We start from the raw sequence: 18,156 nt of genomic DNA, 5'->3' as shown, positions 1-18,156 counted from the left end.
ATGCTTTCCAGCTGATCAGACACTGATTTAATAGCGGGCTGCGCTTGTCTTTCCGATGGTTCATGAATATGACTACAAAAATAATTATTTGGATGATTGCCGGCTTATTGCTGGGTAGTTTGATTAATACCTTTGCCGATGACGTCGCGTTCATTCAGGATTATTTTGTACATGGCTTGTTTCATGTGGTGGGCGTAATTTTCATTAATTTATTGAAAATGCTGGTTGTTCCATTAGTAACCTTTTCATTGATTGGTGGTGTTTGCGGTATTGGCGACGTTAAAAAACTGGGCCGGGTGGGTATCAAGGCTTTTTGCCTTTTTCTGTTCACTACTGCACTCGCCATTCTGTTGGCTCTTCTTGTTTCTGTCACTATAGACCCCGGTAAAAATTTTAAGCTGATTCCAGGCGCTCAGACGGAATTTGTAGCACCTGAGCCACCAGCCATAACACAAGTCCTTATTGATCTTGTTCCCAGTAATCCGGTAGCAGCCTTTGCAGAAGGTGACATGCTGCAAATCATTTTTTTTACTATTCTGTTTGCAATTTGCTTGCTGATGCTCGGTGAGCGCGGACGCACTTTAATTGATGGCGCTGAAAAAATGAATGACGTCATGATGCAGATGGTGAATGTTGTCATGTCTATTGCACCCTATGGGGTATTTGCATTAATGGCGAAGAATTTTGCGCTACAAGGAATTGATTTGATTCTGCCAATGATCGGTTATTTTGGGATCGTTATTTTGGTGCTGATTTGTCATGTAACCGTTACGCTTATGGCGTTATTGAAATTTCTCGGGCGAGTCAATCCAATACAGTTTCTTAAGAAAATGCGTACGGCCCAGATTTTTGCATTTAGTACATCCAGCTCCGGAGCGACCATACCCATCACGCTCAGAACGGTTGAAAAGCGTATGGGCGTGGATAATTCGACGGCCTCATTTGTTGTGCCTTTGGGTGCAACCATCAACATGGATGGCACAGCCATCATGCAAAGCGTTGCAACGGTGTTCATTGCCAATATTTATGGTATTGAGCTGAGCTTGACGGATTATCTGACAATCATCGGCATGTTGGTGCTGGCGTCTATCGGTACTGCGGGCGTGCCTGGCGCCGGGCTCATTATGCTGGCCATGGTTCTCAATCAGGTGGGATTGCCGGTTGAAGGCATTGCGTTGATCATGGGTGTGGATCGTTTTCTGGACATGATGCGCACTGCGGCCAATATCACGGGAGATGCCGTCGTTGCTGTGATTGTTGCGCGTAGTGAAGGCAATATATCAATGGAAACTTTTAATGATCCCGATGCCGGAGCAGTGAATCCCATAGAACTGCCTCATGTTAAGCAGTGAAACAGGCGCGGGTACTGTGCAACGAAGTGATTCGCTCGTGCAGCCAATTAATCAGCGCTTCCCTAAGACGCTATAATTTCATGATTAAAGGCCATCTAGCAGCAGCGATTGACTCTTCCCTTACTTCCATAACGAGCTTCCTGACGCTCGCGAAAAAATTCCGCGTGAGACATGATGGATCGGTCAGGGTGTGCATTTTTCATGTGTTCAACATACGTGCTGTATTCGGGCACGCCGACCATCAATCGCATGCTTTGTGAAATCCGGTGTATGGTTTGAGTAATTTGTCTGAACATGATCTTGTTCTCCAATCATTATTTTTCTGATACCGCGTGCGCGGGCAAGAGCTCGAAAGGCGCCTCTTGGGTGGTGGGGTGGCGAATGATGCGCGCCTGCAATACAGTTCTGGTTCCGAATATCAGCATGCTGATGAGTACTGTCATAAACAATCCGGCCAGTGTCGCATTCACATAATCGTTAAAAATTACCTGTTGCATCTGTTCCAGCGATTTGGCAGGCGCCAGCACGACACCTTCCATAATCGCATCCTGATATTTGCTGGCATGCGCCAGGAAGCCGATACGCGGGTTGACGTCAAAGATCTTTTGCCAGGCGGCAGTTAATGTACAAACACTGACCCATGTCAGCGGAACAATCGTAATCCAGGCATAACGATCTTGTTTCATTTTGAACAGGACGCTGGTGCATAAAATTAATGCAATACCAGCCAGCATTTGATTGGCGATACCAAATAATGGCCATAAGGTATTGATTCCCCCTAATGGATCGATGACACCCTGATAAAGAAAATATCCCCAGCCTGCTACGCAAAGCCCCGTTGCAGTCAGGTTGGCAACCAGCGAATCGGTGCGTTTCATGACAGGAATGAACGATCCCAGCAAATCTTGCAACATAAAGCGCCCCGCACGGGTTCCGGCGTCAACCGCAGTTAAAATGAAAAGCGCTTCAAACAAAATCGCGAAGTGATACCAAAAAGCCATCATGACGGTACCTCCGACAACTTCAGATAAAATCTGCGCCATGCCGACTGCCAACGTAGGTGCGCCGCCAGTTCGCGAGATAATACTGTGTTCTCCGACATTCTGTGCGGTTTGAGTGATCATCTCCGGGGTAACATAAAATCCCCATTGGGCGATGGTTTGTGCAGCGGATTCCGCGGTGGTGCCAATAATTGCCGCGGGGCTGTTCATGGCAAAATACACCCCGGGTTCCAGGGTGGCGGCGGCGACCAACGCCATAATGGCGACAAAGGATTCCATCAGCATGGCGCCATAACCGATGAAACGTGCATCAGTTTCCGATTGAATCATCTTGGGCGTAGTGCCGGAGGCTATCAATGAATGAAAGCCGGAAATTGCACCGCACGCGATGGTAATAAATAAAAAGGGAAAAAGACTACCCGACCAAACAGGTCCGGAGCCATCGATAAACTGCGTCAGTGCTGGCATTTTCAGTTCTGGTGAAATAAAAATAACACCCACGGCTAATCCCACAATGGTACCGATCTTAAGGAAAGTCGATAGATAATCGCGCGGAGCCAGTAGCAGCCAGACGGGTAAAACTGCGGCAATAAAGCCATATGCAATCAATGACCAGGTCAACTGTTCGCCTGTTAACGTAAAGAAATCCGCTAATACAGGATCTTCCTGTACATATTGACCCACAACAATGGATAGCATCAGCAGGACAAAACCAATGAGAGAAACTTCGCCAATCGCGCAAGGACGAAGGTAACGTGTATAAATCCCCATAAACAGAGCAATGGGGATGGTAGCGGCCACGGTAAAGGTTCCCCACGGTGACTCGGCCAGGGCTTTAACCACGATCAGCGACAATACCGCCAACAAGATCAGCATAATAAAGAAGGTGCCGAACATTGCGATCATACCGGGCAGTTGTCCGAGTTCCGCCTTAATCAAATCACCCAGCGACCGGCCATTGCGCCGCGTTGATACGAACAGCACAATAAAATCCTGGACTGCACCGGCAAATACGACGCCGGCTAGCAGCCATAACATGCCCGGCAAATAACCCATTTGCATTGCCAGGATTGGACCAACCAATGGCCCCGCTCCCGCAATTGCAGCAAAATGATGCCCAAATAACACATATTTGTTGGTCGGTACATGATCCAGGCCATCATTGTGCTTATAGGCCGGCGTCATGCGCCTGGCATCCAGTTTCAATACGCGATTTGCTATGAACAGACTATAAAAACGAAAAGCGATGATATAAACACAAACCGCCGCAATGACGATCCAAATCGCGCCGATCGATTCACCGCGGTTGAGTGCAATGACGCCGAATGCAAAGGCTCCGGTAAGGGAAAGCATTAACCAGCCAAGTTTCGATATTAAGTTATTCATTTATTTTGTGGAGTTGATTAAAGAGAGAGGGTTGTCAAATTTTACCTGACTGAACTAATCGTGTGCTTCAGGGATTTCAAAAGGCAAATCCTGGTTCTTTGCGCTGGAATCAATTAAGGATCGCATTTCTTCCAGTGGCGGCAATTCTTCCAGTGAACGAAGGTTCAAGTCGTCCAGGAAGTGCTGCGTGGTGGCAAACAGCGCGGGTTTTCCGGGTACGTTACGGTGTCCGACAGCCTCTATCCAGCCGCGCGTCATGAGTGTTTTAAGTACCGAACTGGAAACGCTAACGCCGCGAATTTCTTCGATATCACCGCGAGTAACCGGCTGGCGGTAAGTAATGATGGCAAGCGTTTCCAGAGCCGCGCGTGAATAGCGTGGTGCTTTAGGTGGCGTCAATCGTTCCAGATACGGCTGTATGTCCGCTTTGGTCTGGAAACGCCAGCCGCTGGCGACAGAGACTAATTCCACGCTGCTATCAAGCCATTTTTCGCGAATTTCTTCCAGTAATTTCGATAGTACGGTAGCGTTTAATTCCAGATTGAATAATTTACGCAATTCACTGATGGGTAGGGGTTCCGAAGTTGTCAGCAAGGCAGCTTCCAGAACCCGCTTGACTTTTTCCGGACTCAGCGGATCCGGTGTATCAAGCTGATTGAGCGGCATCAATGGAGCGGACATAAATGACTCCGGCATCATGCGATTGAGAAACTTCCAGCAACAATTCCTTGACCAATTCCAAAACAGCCAGGAAGGTAACAATGACTTCTGCAACGGTAGCCGTGGGGCTGAATAATTCGTAAAATTCCACTTGATCGCACCCACGCAAGTCACGCAGTACCTGGCTCATATAAGCTCTGACTGAAAGCGTTTCGCGTTTGATTTGATGGGGATGATGGATTCTGGCTCGCGTTAGAATGGCCATCCAGGCGTTCCGCAGATCATCCGTGTTGATACCGGGCAACTGAACCGCAGCCGGCGGTTGGTCAATCCTTATCTGAATCACGTTGAAGTCACGCCCAGCCTGCGGCAATTCATTGATTCGAGTTGCGGCATGCTTCATTTGCTCGTATTCAAGCAAGCGCCGTACTAGCTCAGCGCGCGGATCATGCTCTTGTTCCGTTTCTATTTTCGGGTTGGGTAACAGCATGCGCGACTTGATTTCAATCAACAGAGCGGTCATCAGCAAATATTCGGCTGCCAGCTCCAGTTGGTCCACGCGCATCATTTCAACATAGGCCATATATTGCTGCGTCAACTCCGCCATCGGAATATCCAGAATATTCAGATTATGCTTGCGAATCAGATACAGAAGTAAATCCAGAGGGCCTTGAAAGGTATCCAGAAAGACTTCCAATGCATCGGGCGGAATATACAAATCCTGTGGAATTTCCAGCAGCGGCTCACCGCAGATTCTGGCGATCGGCTGTAATTCAATGGATTCGATTGCCGAGTTGTCGTTCATTGATCAATAAGACCGGTCTCGCTTACGCGTCTTAACCTTATGAATAACTGAGCCCCATTGCTGCGCGCACGTCGCGCATGGTGTCTTCCGCCAGCTTGTTGGCTTTTTCACAACCGTCCGCAATGATGTTGCGTACCAGAGTCGGATCTTCTTCGTATTTTCTGATGCGTTCCAGCATGGGTTCCTGTTCAGCCAGAATTTTGTCTATCACGGGTGTTTTGCAATCCAGGCAGCCAATCTCCGCATGCTTGCAGCCATGTTGTACCCATTCCCGTGTGGTTTCGTCGGAATAGACAAGATGGAGTTGCCACACCGGGCAACGGGCGGGATCACCCGGATCGATGCGCCGTACCCGCGCCGGATCGGTTGGCATGGTGCGGATTTTTTTACGGATGTTTTCCGGATCTTCGCGCAAGCTAATGGTGTTGTGATACGACTTTGACATTTTTTGACCATCCAGCCCCGGCATTCTGGAAGCCTCCGTTAATAATGTTGCCGGTTCCGATAGAATCATTTTGCCGCCGCCTTCGAGATAGCCGAATAACCGTTCACGATCACCCAGGCTCAGATTCTGTTGCTCGTTCAATATTGATCTGGCTTCTTCCAGCGCATGCTCATCGCCCTGTTCCTGATACAGCGTACGCAATTCGGTATATAGCTTGGATTTTTTCGAGCCCAGTTTTTTAATGGCTTGTTTCGCTTTTTCTTCAAAGCCGGGTTCTTTGCCGTAGATGTGATTAAAGCGACGGGAAATTTCGCGCGTAAATTCCAGATGCGGCGCTTGATCCTCTCCGACGGGAACCAGATTGGCGCGATAAATCAGGATATCCGCGCTTTGCAACAACGGATAGCCCAGAAAACCGAAGGTGCTGAGATCTTTCTCGGATAATTTTTCCTGTTGATCTTTATAGGTGGGCACGCGTTCCAGCCAGCCAAGCGGTGTCATCATCGATAGTAACAAATACAGCTCGGCGTGAGCAGGCACTTTGGATTGAATGAATAAGATTGCCTGCGATGGATCAACGCCTGCCGCCAGCCAATCCACCACCATATCCCAGACATTCTGTTCGATGATTTCAGGTGAATCGTAATGGGTCGTCAAGGCATGCCAGTCGGCGACGAAGAACAGACATTCGTATTGCTGCTGCAGCTTTACCCAGTTTTTCAAAACGCCATGATAATGTCCCAAATGCAGGCTGCCGGTGGGGCGCATACCTGACAAAACGCGATCAGCAAACATGTTGATTTTCCAAATGTAAAACGTTATTAAATATAGAGTCCAAAAATTGATACGATCATGACTTTAGCCCATGTGATCATGGGCCCGATCACGGCGCCCAGCACACCGCTGAATAGCAATACCAGCAGTATCATAAAACCATAGGGTTCAATCCGCGAAAACTGGTAAGCCAATCGATGCGGCAACAAGCTTACCGCCATGCGGCCTCCATCCAAAGGCGGCAGCGGCAACAGATTGAGTACCATCAGGATAACATTGATTTCAATTCCTGCAATTCCCATCAACGCCAGGGGTTTGGCAAAACTGCTATCTGGCGAGGCAATGGCGAGCTTGATCATCAAGGCCCAGAAGAATGCCATCAGCAAATTGGCGCCAGGTCCGGCGGCGGCTACCCAGAGCATATCGCGCTTGGGTCGGCGCAGGTTGGAAAAGTTAACCGGCACCGGTTTGGCCCAGCCGAATAGAAAACCTGCGCCGATCGTCAATTTGCTCAAAACAAATAATGACAGCGGAACCAGAATGGTACCTACAGGATCGATATGCCGTATCGGGTTGAGGCTGATGCGTCCTTCGTTGTATGCGGTAAAGTCACCGAAATGCCTGGCGATATAACCATGCGCGGCTTCGTGCAGGGTGATGGCAAAAATAACGGGAAGCGCATAAATGGCGATACCTTGGATAATTTCATCCATGTTCGATTCCAAATGGATCGAGACTGCCTTTTCCCTGGCGCACCAGCGCGGGCACATCAGTGGTCAAATCAATCACCGTGGTCATGTCTATGCCGCATGAACCGGCATCCATGACCAATTCGACCTGATGTTCCAGCCGCTCGCGGATTTCTTCGGCATCATTCAACGGATATTCGTCTTCAGGCAAAATCAGTGTTGAGCTTAGCAAGGGTTCGCCGAGTTCTTCCAATAGCGCCAACACCACCGGATGATCGGGAATGCGCAGGCCGATGGTATTGCGTTTCGGATGCTGCATCCGCCGCGGCACTTCCCGCGTGGCCTGTAAAATGAACGTGTAACTGCCCGGTGTCGTAGCCTTAAGCAGCCGGTACTGGCTGTTATCCACTTTGGCGTAGGCGGAGATTTCCGTCAGATTGCGGCAGACCAGCGTGAAATGATGGCGCTCATCCACTTGCCGGATGGTGCGGATACGCGTCATCGCATCTTTATCGCCCAGATGGCAGCCTAACGCATAACAGGAATCCGTCGGGTATACGATAATTCCGCCTTTCTGGACAATAGCAACGGCTTGTTTGATCAGACGTGCATGCGGAGTGTCCGCGTGAATTGAGAAGAATTGAGCCACAGTAAAACGGTATCAGGGTTAGGTTAAAGTAATCAATGGGCTGTTCAATGTGCGCTCGCGCCCGGTTGCCATGTTGTTTTTCCAATGGTGCCAGACCGGGGTGCAGCCGTGCGGAAATTCCGGCAACTGTCCCAGATCGAAATAGCTCTCGCCGGGACCATGAAAATCCGAGCCGCACGAAGCCAGCAGATTCCTGTTTTTTGCATGATGCGCGAAATGCTGCATTTGCTCAGGCGTGTGACTCGATGTGACCACTTCAAGTGCCGATCCGCCCAGCGCGCAGAATTCATCGAGCAGATCACTCAAGACATTCTTACCCAAATCATAGCGCGCAGGATGCGCGATCACCGCCTGGCCGCCACTGCCGCAAATCCAGCTCACTGCATCGCTGAGCGTGGCCCATTCGTGCGCAGTATAGCCCGGCTTGCCTTTTACCAGATATTTCTTAAACACGGATTTTACGTCTTTGGCATAACCTTGCTCAACCAGGAAGCGGGCAAAATGCGTGCGCCCGATCAAGCGCCGTTCGCCGACATGCGCATACGCGCCTGCCAGACTATCGGGAATACCGGCTTTTTCCAGCTCCAGCGCGATATTTTCGGCGCGTTGCGCGCGCCCCGCGCGAATATCCGCCAAGCCTCCGACGAGCGGTGCATAGGCCGGATCAATATCCAATCCGACGATATGCAAAGTACGGCCGCGCCAGCTCACGGAGATTTCCACACCGTTTATAAATGTGATACTTTTAGCTTCGGCCATCCGCCGCGCTTCCGCTAACCCGGTAATATCATCGTGATCGGTTAGCGCCAGTATTTCGACGCCGCGCATGGCGGCACGCTCAACCAGTTGAACCGGTGGTAAAACGCCATCAGAAATGTTGGAATGACAATGCAGATCAATATTAAGCATGAGGCAATTCGTAGCAACGCAGGACATGCATGATAGCAAATTACCGCATTGAAGAGAAATAATTGCGTTGGATAATGAAAGAGATAGTTAGAACCCTGAAAGAAAAATGTTTTACAAGGAACCCAAATGAATAGACTGCTGGCAATTCGTGACCATCTTTCCGCTGCGCCGCATCGCAGCTTGTTTTTGGCGGGCGCGTTGCAAGGCGTGCTGACCGTGCTGTGGTGGGTGATTGACCTGACCGGGCGTTATGGCGTTGCCGGATCGATGACCCACTGGAGCATCGCCCCGACCTGGGCGCATGCGTTTCTGATGGTCTATGGCTTTTTCCCGTTTTTTATTTTAGGTTTTTTGTTTACCACGTATCCTAACTGGATGAACGGCGATAAAGTGAAACCGCGCGAATATGTCGCCACCTGCGCATTGATGGTGGCGGGCGTGGTGTTGTTTTATGCTGGCTTGTTGACGCACAAAGCGATCATCATCCTCGGCATCGAGCTGATGCTGATCGGGTGGAGCGTTGCGGTCTATGTGCTATATCGAATTCTGTTGAACACACCGGCTCAGGACAAACGTCATGCCAGGGTCACCAGCATTGCGTTGCTGATGGGCTGGCTGGGCGTGGCGGCGTATCTGCTTTGGCTGGTGACGGAAGATCCGGTCATGCTTGACTTTGCGCGTCATGCCGGAATCTGGTTCTTTTTGCTGCCGATTGTGCTGACCGTTTCGCATCGCATGATCCCGTTTTTCTCCAGCCGCGTGCTGGACAACTATGAAATGGTGCGGCCCTTCTGGATGCTGTGGCTGATGCTCGCCTGCAGTGCGGCGCACGGCAGCCTGCAATGGCTGGAATTATCCGCTTACCTGTGGATCGCCGACTTGCCATTGGCGGGATGCGCGCTTTATCTGTCGTACCGCTGGGGATTTCTGCGCAGTTTTAGTGTGAGCTTGCTGGCGGTATTGCACTTTTCTTTTGCCTGGCTGGGTGTCGCCATGTTGCTGTATGGTTTGCAAAGCCTGGTGTATTTCGCCTCCGGCAACCTCATTCTGGGTCTCGCCCCATTGCATGCGCTGGGCATCGGTTTCTTTGCCAGCATGATCCTGGCGATGGCTTCACGTGTCACCATCGGCCATTCCGGCCGTCCGCTGGAACTGGATCGGTTAACCTGGGTGTTGTTTCTGGGATTCCAGGCAACCACCGTGCTGCGGATTCTGGCCGATCTCGTACCCGCGATAGCGCCGTTGCTCTATGTCGTGGCCGGACTCGTTTGGCTCGTTTGCTTCGGATTGTGGGCGATTAAGTATGCACCGATTTACTGGCGGCAACGGGTGGATGGGAAGCCGGGGTAAGATGGATTAGAAACTCAATTCATTCCCGAGCACGAAAGCGAAGTTTCAACATTAGTTGGCGTTTATAGATATCAACCAGAAGAGGGAGATGTACTTTGGATTCAACTTTTCAACACGAACAGGAATCGAAATCAAAAGGTGCGTCAGTGTGGAAACGGATAAAGAATATGCTTTTATTTTTATCGTTTCTGGGATTGGTGTCACTAAACATTGCCACACTCGTCAGCGACAGCTTGCACGCTGCTGCTTTTAATGTTTTGAGATCAGCTTTAGTGCCATTAGGATCAGGGCTTACTGAAAAGATTTTGCGTTCAGCTCCGGTAGTAAAGAGGAAGCATGATGTAGAAGTTGCGATACAGGAGCAGAGGGATAAGTATATGGAATTGGAGAAAAAATATGAGAGATTGAAAGGGAGTCATACCAAACTGAATACGAATCATAAAAAATTAGAAGCATCTCATACAGAGATTTCGAAAAAGCACAATATGCTGGAAATTAAGTCTGCCAGAAAAGCAGAAGCTGTTCAAAAAGCATCAAGGCGCATGGCTAATCGAACAGTTGTAGGCGCAAGGAGAAATATTGCATCGCTTCCAGGTGAATCAATTCCACTAATTGGTACAGCGCTAATAGTTGGAATAACTGCATGGGATATTTACGATTCTTGTGAAAACTTAAAAGACCTAAACGAATTGAATGATGTGTTTCAACATCAGCGTGAAGATCAAACTCAGGTCTGCAGTATAAAAGTACCTACAAAAGAATGGGTGACGGCTAAAGCAAGAGAGAATTGGCGAGAAGCTTATGAGGCCGCAGCAAATGAAATAAATAAAGCTGCAAAATTTACACAAAGTCATACAGAACGAATTGAAGTAACAGTTCCGAAAACACCGCCAATAATGACATGGGAAGAAATCGAAGAGCGCTATGATGACTTTGTTAAGTTGATTGAAGATTGGTTCATGAGATAAATGCGATAGGGTGTGTCAAATTTGAAGTGGAATATTCTACCTCGCTTGATACACATCATCATGACTCCCGACATTAATCAAAATAATTTCTTTTTCAGTGATCAGAATTTCCAGCGTAATGCGGTAACTGAGATTGATCGATATCGAATGCAGAGCTGACAATTTGCCTTTGAGCGGGTGAATTCTCAAGGAAGGGTGATAAGGGTTGTGAGCCAGTAATTCTAAAGTTTTGCGATACGGCTCTTTTAATTCCGGGTGTTTTTGTGCAAAGCGTCTGGCGCGTTTCTTATAACTGTCGGTAAAGACGATCGTGTGGCTCATTTAGAAAATACGTCATCGACATGCTGATCGACAGTATCCTTGCTGAATTGACCGGATGCCATATCCTGCCGTGCCTGGTAAAGCGCGGCTTCCAGCTCCATCTCACGCAGATAGTGATATTGCTCGATTTTCATTACGACAAAGCATTCCTTGCCGCGCAGGGTAATGATGTCTTCTGTTTTATCCGCAAGACTTTCTTCCAGACAGGCAATCCCTTTGGTTTTTAGATCGTTGGCTGTAATCATGATGAATTAGAATCGTATGGTTAATCGCTTTTCTGACTATACGATTCAGAGCGTGGTGTGTCAATTGTATTCAGGGTATCCAGATTAAAAGCAAAATGGTATCTGGCTTACAGCGAAAGACTCTTGTTCTTGTAAGAACACTTCACCGTCGCCGGGTGGATCGATCAGGCCCAAATACGATGGAAGAAACAAAGAATCGGATGGCGAGGCTGGGTGTTAATTATGCCGCAGCTTCTAATTTAACCTGATCGATTTCAGAATTGCACCGATTTTCGAGCATGCTTGATCACTTTTTCCATGCTGAATCCAGTTTTTCTCAATCAGGTGATAGGTAATGGATGCGAGTATCAGGGTACATGCCAAGGTTGCGACAAGAAAAACCATGCCGGCGTTAATATTCAGGTTCTTTAGACTCAGGATGATGGGTAGGTGCCATAGATAGATGCCATAACTGATTTTACCCAGATAATCGATAATTCCGGAAAACCACCCAAGTGCCGTATTCGGCAGTGCAATCAGAAAGACTATCAGCGCTGCTGCGCTTAAGCCAGTCAGGATCCTGAAAAAGCCCACATAATACACAGAGCCCCAGTAATTAGGCGTCATCCATAAAAGCTTGATCATGATGAAGCCTGCGCTGATAGCAGCCAGCGCTTTGATTCCTAAGCTAACCCAATCATTACGATTGCCATTAGCCAGAACCCATTTGCATGCGGCAATGCCAAATCCGAACACATCCAGAGAACCGGACAATTGGGCTGTTGCAAACCATAGCTTATGGGCGCCTGCGGAATGGAGAATGTAAAACGCCGCAATCTTCCATATACAGGCGATGGCGCTAAACACTAATAAAATTTTTAGTGGCGAAGCTCGTTTAATCCAATTCCAGAAAATAAGAATAAAGAGATAAAATTGCATTTCCACGCCAATGGACCAATTTACGCCATTGATTGCCCCTTGCGTACTGGGAAAAAAATTATGGAAGAACAAAAGGTGCGAAATAAATTGAAAGAAGATATTGGATACAGGGGTAAATAAAATCTGTGGCTGAATGAGGAAAACAAAAATGATGCAGGTGAAGAAATATAACGGCGCTATTCTAAAGAAGCGATGAGAAGCGTAGACTGATTTCCATGCGGCTCCATAAGATTTTTCCAGTGAGAACGCACTAAAATAAATGACAAATCCACTGATTACAAAAAACAAATCAACACCCAGCCATCCGGTTCGCCACCATAAATTGAGTCCTGTCACTGGAAAAGAAGACCAGCTCGTATGTTCAATGACGTGATAAACAACGACACTAATCGCTGCAAATGCACGCAACTTGTCCAGATTTGAGAAGCGGATAGTAGAATCCAAACGTAAGTCACTCATGAATTTTCGGTTTATGTTACCGGTTGGTTAACAAACCAAACACAAATCTGGAATTAGAAGCAATGATCAATTTCTTCCACTTTGTATAAGCGCTGGGATAGCGAAGCGTTTGGATCCGGTGCATAGGCGGCCGGTGGATAATCGCTCAGCAGGTTTTGATTGCTGCGGATTTCGATTTCGGATTGGGTGTGCTGCGGATTGCTGGCATCTTTGATGATCATGATCCAATTTCCATTGCCATGGGTGATCGTTTCATTGATTTTCCCGGAGTACTTCGGGTCATGAATCTCGGTAATGTAATATGTTTTTGCGGCTTCATCGTGCATTTGCGGATATCCGTGGACTTGCAGCGATTCATGATAGATAAAGTATGTGGTGATATCACGCCAGGTATGACGGCGCCATTTCGGCAGGTGAAATCCATCATCGCTTTCCAGGCATTCCACAATTTTCAGATAATTTTTATCGCTGCTGCGGTTATAAATCACTTTCTGACTAAGCAATTCTTCCCGCGCGGGCGCTGTCATGCAAGCGGGTAACAAAAACGCGCATAACAGAAACATCAATCGTTTTTTTGCAGAAAAGCGCATAGTAGTTTTTAACCGATTCTATAGTTCCCGATGCGTTGAGAAGGGTAAGTGGACGAGAAAATTGAATGGTATCAGATACTATTTTGTATTGTACACATGAACGAAAGATTTAACTTTCAATCCATGCTCGACTGTCTTTTTGAGTTGGCATTTCTTGTTTTTGTTTTACTTACGGAAGAGCGCGGAGGTGCGGTTTTCTGCATACCTTGTTCAGGGAAGGTTGAAAGGAGTTCTGTGCACTCTGCGGACAATAACTAGATGTTTCATATCGTTATGAAAAATTCCTGGCTTATCCATAAGGATAATTTATTGAGCATACCTTGGTTTATAGTAAACTCTCGTTTCACTTGTTAAAATTAATTTTTTACAAAAATAAATCAGACTCTATTATTTACTTAGGATTGTTCATGAATACCGAAGATTTTCGTCCCGAAAAAGAAGTTAAAGTTTTTTATCCACCGCAGCGGGTTTTAATGGGACCCGGGCCATCGGATACGCATCCGCGTGTGTTGAATGCCATGGCGCGCCCGACTTTGGGGCACCTCGATCCCGTTTTTACCGAAATGATGGAAGAAATCAAGAGCCTGATGCGCTATGCCTTCCAAACCAAGAATCGCATGACTTTCCCGGTTTCGGGGCCCGGATCGGTGGGCATGGAGATGTGTTTTGTCAATATGATCGAGCCGGGTGATAAGGTAATCGTCTGCAGCAACGGAGTTTTTGGCGGTCGTATGGTCGAGAACGTTGAGCGTCATGGTGGCGTTGCCGTCACGGTCAATGACAAGTGGGGAGAACCGGTCGATCCACAGAAAGTTGAAGATGCGTTGAAAAAAAATCCCGATACCAGGATTATTGCGTTTGTGCATGCTGAAACCTCAACCGGCGCTTCATCGGATGCCAAAACGCTGTGCGAGGTCGCACGAAAGCATGATTGCATGACCATTGTCGATACGGTTACATCGCTGGGTGGAACGCCGATCAAGGTTGACGAGTGGGGAATTGATGCGATCTATTCCGGTAGCCAGAAGTGTTTATCCTGCCCTCCCGGTTTGTCGCCGGTAAGTTTTTCCGAACGTGTGACCGACCTGGTTAAGAATCGCAAGACCAAGGTGCATAGCTGGTTCATGGACATCAGCCTGCTGTTGAATTACTGGGGATCGGCTGCGCGTACTTATCATCATACCGCGCCGACCAATGCATTGTATGCATTACATGAGTCCCTGCTGATGCTGGCGGAAGAAGGTCTGGAACATTCCTGGGCGCGTCATCGTTATAATTATGAAGCATTAAAAGACGGTTTTGCGACATTGGGTATGAATTATGTGGTTGCAGAGCCCTATCGCCTGCCGCAATTGAATTCCGTTTTTGTGCCGGCCGGTGTCGATGAAAAAGAGGTGCGTCGCCGTCTGTTGGCTGAATATAGCCTTGAAATTGGCGCCGGATTGGGTGATTTTGCCGGAAAAGTGTGGCGTTTTGGATTGATGGGTACATCCTGCCGGGTGGATAACGTGATTTTCTGCCTGAATGCGCTGGAAACCATTTTATCCGATATGGGATTGAAAGTAGAGCGCGGTGCGGCTGCAGCTGCAGCACATAAGAGATATGCCACAAATCCTATGTTCTAAGACTATATCAGTTAGTTGCAAAAGGACAATTTGAAGCCACTTTCTTGTCGTATGCGATGGGGAAGTGGTTCATTTTTTGTAATCCGGTAATATGGTTTTGGATTTTTCTTTATCGATAGCCGTGACAGTGCCGCTATTATCGTTTTTGTTATCATTCTTCTCCATTTTATGGTTGATTAAGATAAAAGCGGACTGGGTTCTGGATCAACCCAATGAACGTTCGCTTCATTTGACACCCGTTTCACGCATTGGTGGTTTGGGTTTGTTTTTCGGAGTGATCGTATCCTGGTTGTGTTTCTCGGTTGCGATACCTGATTCGATATTGATGGGTATAGGGTTGTTGATGGTAATATCATTGGCCGATGATGTGCGGCGAGTTCCGGTGTGGTGTCGATTGATGGTTCACGCAGCGGTTGCCATTAGCTTTTCCATTGCATTTTTATCGGATGCGTATGGTTGGGGGCTTGTGATTTTCGCGGCTATGACGGTTATCTGGATGTCGAATCTTTATAATTTCATGGATGGCTCTGATGGCCTGGCGGGCGGAATGACGGTGATTGGGTTCGGAATCTACGGTTGGCTTGCATATGCGGCAGGCAATAATGATTTTGCTGCGATAAATTTTTCCCTGGCTGCGGCGGCGCTGGCTTTTCTAATACATAATTTTCATCCGGCGCGTATTTTTATGGGAGATGTGGGATCGATCCCGCTTGGATATCTGGCGGTGGTGATAGGCGTGTTGGGATGGCTTGATCATCTGTGGTCACTGTGGGTGCCGGTACTCATTTTCTCGCCTTTTATCGCGGATGCAACCGTAACACTGATGAAGCGATTATTTCAAGGAAAAAGAATCTGGCAGGCGCATCGTGAGCACTATTATCAGCGTATGGTACAAAGCGGCCTGGGTCATCGGGGTACTGCGCTCGTAGCTTATGGGTTGATGCTGGCAACAGGCGCAAGTGCGGTATGGGTCAATGCGCAAGATGTCGTGTTGCAGATCCGGATTGTGGCGGTTTGGGGATGTGCATATCTGGTATTAATGATTATTTCTGATCGGAGTCAGAAGACTCCCCCCGGTCGAGGATAAGGGATATGTTTGCCAACCGATACGGGATTCGTACTTTTATCGCTTTTACTCATGACTTTATTGCCGTCGCGGTAGCTTGGTGGCTGGCTTATCTATGCCGTTTCAATTTTGAAATCCCGGAAGTGTCAGTCATATTTTTATTGCAGACATTGCCCTGGATCGTGCTGATCCAAGGCGGGGCTTTTTTGTGGTTTGGGCTTTATCGGGGGTTGTGGCGCTATGCCAGTTTGCCGGATTTAAAAAGAATCGTTGTTGCGGTGGCTGTGGGTTCGGTAGCGGTAACCTTGATGTTGTGGCTATTTGGTCTGTTGCGGAATGTGCCCGGTGCGGTAATCATGCTGGCTCCATTGTTATTGCTGTTGATCATGGGTGGCAGCCGCTTGATATATCGCGCATGGAAAGAACGCCGCCTGTACAGTCTGGAAAGTTATGAAGCGAAGCTGGTATTGATTCTGGGCGCTGGCAGCACGGCTGTGAATCTGGTGAAAGCTTTAACCGGAAGCCGTGAGTGGCATGTGGTAGGCATGCTGGATGATGATCCCAGAAAATTAGGCACGCGTTTGCAAGGCGTGCGTGTGCGCGGAACAATCAGAGAATTGCCGCAATGGGTGCAGAAACTGAATGTCGGGCATGTGATTATCGCCATACCATCCGTTTCTCGGCGAATACACCGTCAGGCTTTGGAAATGTGTTCGGAAATCGGTGTGAAAGCGATGACAGTGCCATCCTATGCTGATCTGATCAGCGGCAAGACGACAGTGTCACAAATTCGTGAAATCCAGCTGGATGATTTGCTGGGTAGAGCACCTGTGGTTTTGGATGACGATGGTTTGCATGATTTGCTGACGGGGAAGGTGATTCTGGTGACAGGGGCCGGCGGTTCGATTGGTTCGGAGTTATGTCGCCAGCTCGTCTCATATGAACCAAAGCGTATTGTTTTCGTTGAGTTAAGTGAGTTTTCGCTCTACACCATTCAGGAAGAGTTTTTGGCGCGTTATCCAGCGATGAATATGTCGTTTGTAATTGGCGATATCAAGGATCGCGCCCGGATGACACAATTATTTACGCAATTTCATCCTACCGCGGTTTTTCATGCGGCTGCGTACAAGCATGTGCCGCTGATGGAGCAAGAAAATGCATGCCAGGCTATTTTAAATAATGTGCTGGGTACTTATGTGCTGGCCCAGGTAGCGATTAATTTTGCGGTAGATAAATTTGTTTTGATTTCCACCGACAAGGCGGTTAATCCAGTGAGCGTCATGGGCGCCAGCAAGCGTTTGGCAGAAATGGTTTGCCAGGCTTTACAACAATCAATTTCAAAGCATGTCAATGCTGATCGAGATCACCCAGCGCGTCAAACCTGTTTTGTAATGGTGCGGTTTGGCAATGTGCTGGGCAGTACCGGCAGTGTCATTCCAAAATTCCGTGAACAGATTGCCAAAGGCGGTCCGATTACCATCACCCATCCAGACATGACGCGTTACTTCATGTCCATTCCGGAAGCTGCGCAACTGGTTTTACAAGCCGGGCTGATGGGTGGTACGCAAGGCGGCGGTGAAATTTTTGTGCTGGATATGGGGGATCCCGTCAGAATCGTTGATCTGGCCAATGATCTGATCCATTTATCCGGTTTGGCGGAAGGTGATATTCGTATTGAATTTACGGGATTGCGCCCGGGTGAAAAGATACATGAGGAATTGCTGGCGACGAGTGAGAGTACGCTTCCGACACCCCATCAGAAATTACGTATTGCGCAGGCATGTCAGGTTGATGAACAGTGGTTGTCGGAGTTGGCGGCCTGGTTGGATAAAGTGACCGTACTAAGCGATCAGGAAGTCCGTGTTGAGCTGATTAAGTGGGTGCCCGAATACACTCATAAGGAAGTGGGGCTTTGAGTGGTTAAAGATTTCTATTCGCCATAAA

At 48.1% G+C, this 18,156-nt stretch carries 18 protein-coding genes; 6 read left to right on the top strand and 12 right to left on the bottom strand.

What is annotated here, in order from left to right:
* Positions 1–68 precede the first annotated feature (68 nt).
* On the top strand, positions 69–1,352 hold the full coding sequence (locus C4S39_RS08650) for a dicarboxylate/amino acid:cation symporter (RefSeq protein ID WP_258039362.1): 1,284 nt from the start codon (positions 69–71) through the stop codon (positions 1,350–1,352).
* Positions 1,353–1,447: 95 nt separating this feature from the next.
* Here the strand turns inward: C4S39_RS08650 and C4S39_RS08645 are convergent, their stop codons facing one another.
* From C4S39_RS08645 to C4S39_RS08610, 8 genes are read right to left on the bottom strand one after another with little or no spacing between them, the layout of a single operon-like run.
* Positions 1,448–1,648 carry a YbdD/YjiX family protein gene (locus C4S39_RS08645; RefSeq protein ID WP_103966622.1) on the bottom strand — a complete coding sequence of 67 codons (201 nt, stop codon included), beginning with the start codon at positions 1,646–1,648 and terminating at the stop codon, positions 1,448–1,450.
* Positions 1,649–1,666: 18 nt separating this feature from the next.
* The gene (locus tag C4S39_RS08640) at positions 1,667–3,739 is read right to left on the bottom strand and encodes a carbon starvation CstA family protein (protein ID WP_103966621.1); all 2,073 of its coding nucleotides are present in this window, start codon (positions 3,737–3,739) and stop codon (positions 1,667–1,669) included.
* Between the two features lie 54 nt (positions 3,740–3,793).
* Entirely contained in the window at positions 3,794–4,420 is a 627-nt protein-coding gene (gene scpB, locus C4S39_RS08635) for an SMC-Scp complex subunit ScpB (RefSeq protein ID WP_103966620.1), read from the bottom strand.
* Positions 4,386–5,204, bottom strand: a complete 819-nt coding sequence (locus tag C4S39_RS08630; protein WP_103966619.1) for a segregation and condensation protein A — start codon at positions 5,202–5,204, stop codon at positions 4,386–4,388. The genes scpB and C4S39_RS08630 overlap by 35 nt, the downstream gene beginning before the upstream one ends.
* Positions 5,205–5,241: 37 nt before the next feature.
* Positions 5,242–6,444 carry a tryptophan--tRNA ligase gene (locus tag C4S39_RS08625; protein WP_103966618.1) on the bottom strand — a complete coding sequence of 401 codons (1,203 nt, stop codon included), beginning with the start codon at positions 6,442–6,444 and terminating at the stop codon, positions 5,242–5,244.
* A 26-nt stretch (positions 6,445–6,470) separates the two neighbouring features.
* Complete coding sequence (locus C4S39_RS08620; RefSeq protein ID WP_103966617.1) at positions 6,471–7,136, bottom strand: site-2 protease family protein; 666 nt, start codon at positions 7,134–7,136, stop codon at positions 6,471–6,473.
* A complete protein-coding gene (locus tag C4S39_RS08615; protein WP_103966616.1) occupies positions 7,129–7,761 on the bottom strand; it encodes an L-threonylcarbamoyladenylate synthase in 633 nt (210 codons plus the stop codon). Before C4S39_RS08615 ends, C4S39_RS08620 begins: the two co-directional genes overlap by 8 nt.
* Before the next feature lie 18 nt (positions 7,762–7,779).
* Positions 7,780–8,670, bottom strand: a complete 891-nt coding sequence (locus C4S39_RS08610; RefSeq protein WP_103966615.1) for a 3',5'-nucleoside bisphosphate phosphatase — start codon at positions 8,668–8,670, stop codon at positions 7,780–7,782.
* Between the two features lie 126 nt (positions 8,671–8,796).
* Here C4S39_RS08610 and C4S39_RS08605 point away from each other — a divergent pair, with 126 nt between their 5' ends.
* Positions 8,797–10,020 (top strand): NnrS family protein, encoded by a 1,224-nt coding sequence (locus tag C4S39_RS08605; RefSeq protein ID WP_103966614.1) that lies wholly within the window; start codon positions 8,797–8,799, stop codon positions 10,018–10,020.
* 95 nt (positions 10,021–10,115) lie between these two features.
* Complete coding sequence (locus C4S39_RS08600; RefSeq protein ID WP_103966613.1) at positions 10,116–10,988, top strand: hypothetical protein; 873 nt, start codon at positions 10,116–10,118, stop codon at positions 10,986–10,988.
* 36 nt (positions 10,989–11,024) lie between these two features.
* Here C4S39_RS08600 and C4S39_RS08595 read toward each other — a convergent pair whose 3' ends face one another.
* The 4 genes from C4S39_RS08595 to C4S39_RS08580 form a co-directional block, all read right to left on the bottom strand.
* Complete coding sequence (locus C4S39_RS08595) at positions 11,025–11,309, bottom strand: type II toxin-antitoxin system RelE/ParE family toxin (RefSeq protein WP_103966612.1); 285 nt, start codon at positions 11,307–11,309, stop codon at positions 11,025–11,027.
* Complete coding sequence (locus C4S39_RS08590) at positions 11,306–11,554, bottom strand: prevent-host-death protein (RefSeq protein ID WP_103966611.1); 249 nt, start codon at positions 11,552–11,554, stop codon at positions 11,306–11,308. The genes C4S39_RS08595 and C4S39_RS08590 overlap by 4 nt, the downstream gene beginning before the upstream one ends.
* Positions 11,555–11,788: 234 nt before the next feature.
* The gene (locus C4S39_RS08585) at positions 11,789–12,931 is read right to left on the bottom strand and encodes an acyltransferase family protein (RefSeq protein WP_103966610.1); all 1,143 of its coding nucleotides are present in this window, start codon (positions 12,929–12,931) and stop codon (positions 11,789–11,791) included.
* 53 nt (positions 12,932–12,984) lie between these two features.
* Positions 12,985–13,521 (bottom strand): hypothetical protein, encoded by a 537-nt coding sequence (locus C4S39_RS08580; RefSeq protein ID WP_103966609.1) that lies wholly within the window; start codon positions 13,519–13,521, stop codon positions 12,985–12,987.
* Between the two features lie 407 nt (positions 13,522–13,928).
* Between C4S39_RS08580 and C4S39_RS08575 the strand changes: the two genes are divergently transcribed.
* From C4S39_RS08575 to C4S39_RS08565, 3 genes are all read left to right on the top strand, one after another.
* The gene (locus tag C4S39_RS08575; RefSeq protein WP_103966608.1) at positions 13,929–15,146 is read left to right on the top strand and encodes a pyridoxal-phosphate-dependent aminotransferase family protein; all 1,218 of its coding nucleotides are present in this window, start codon (positions 13,929–13,931) and stop codon (positions 15,144–15,146) included.
* Positions 15,147–15,237: 91 nt separating this feature from the next.
* A complete protein-coding gene (locus C4S39_RS08570) occupies positions 15,238–16,233 on the top strand; it encodes an MraY family glycosyltransferase (RefSeq protein ID WP_103966607.1) in 996 nt (331 codons plus the stop codon).
* 5 nt (positions 16,234–16,238) lie between these two features.
* Positions 16,239–18,128, top strand: a complete 1,890-nt coding sequence (locus C4S39_RS08565; RefSeq protein ID WP_103966606.1) for a polysaccharide biosynthesis protein — start codon at positions 16,239–16,241, stop codon at positions 18,126–18,128.
* Positions 18,129–18,156: the final 28 nt, after the last annotated feature.

It is taken from the genome of Nitrosomonas ureae, assembly GCF_900108305.1.
Classification (GTDB): domain Bacteria; phylum Pseudomonadota; class Gammaproteobacteria; order Burkholderiales; family Nitrosomonadaceae; genus Nitrosomonas; species Nitrosomonas ureae_B.
This window is presented reverse-complemented; position numbering and strand designations above follow the sequence as displayed.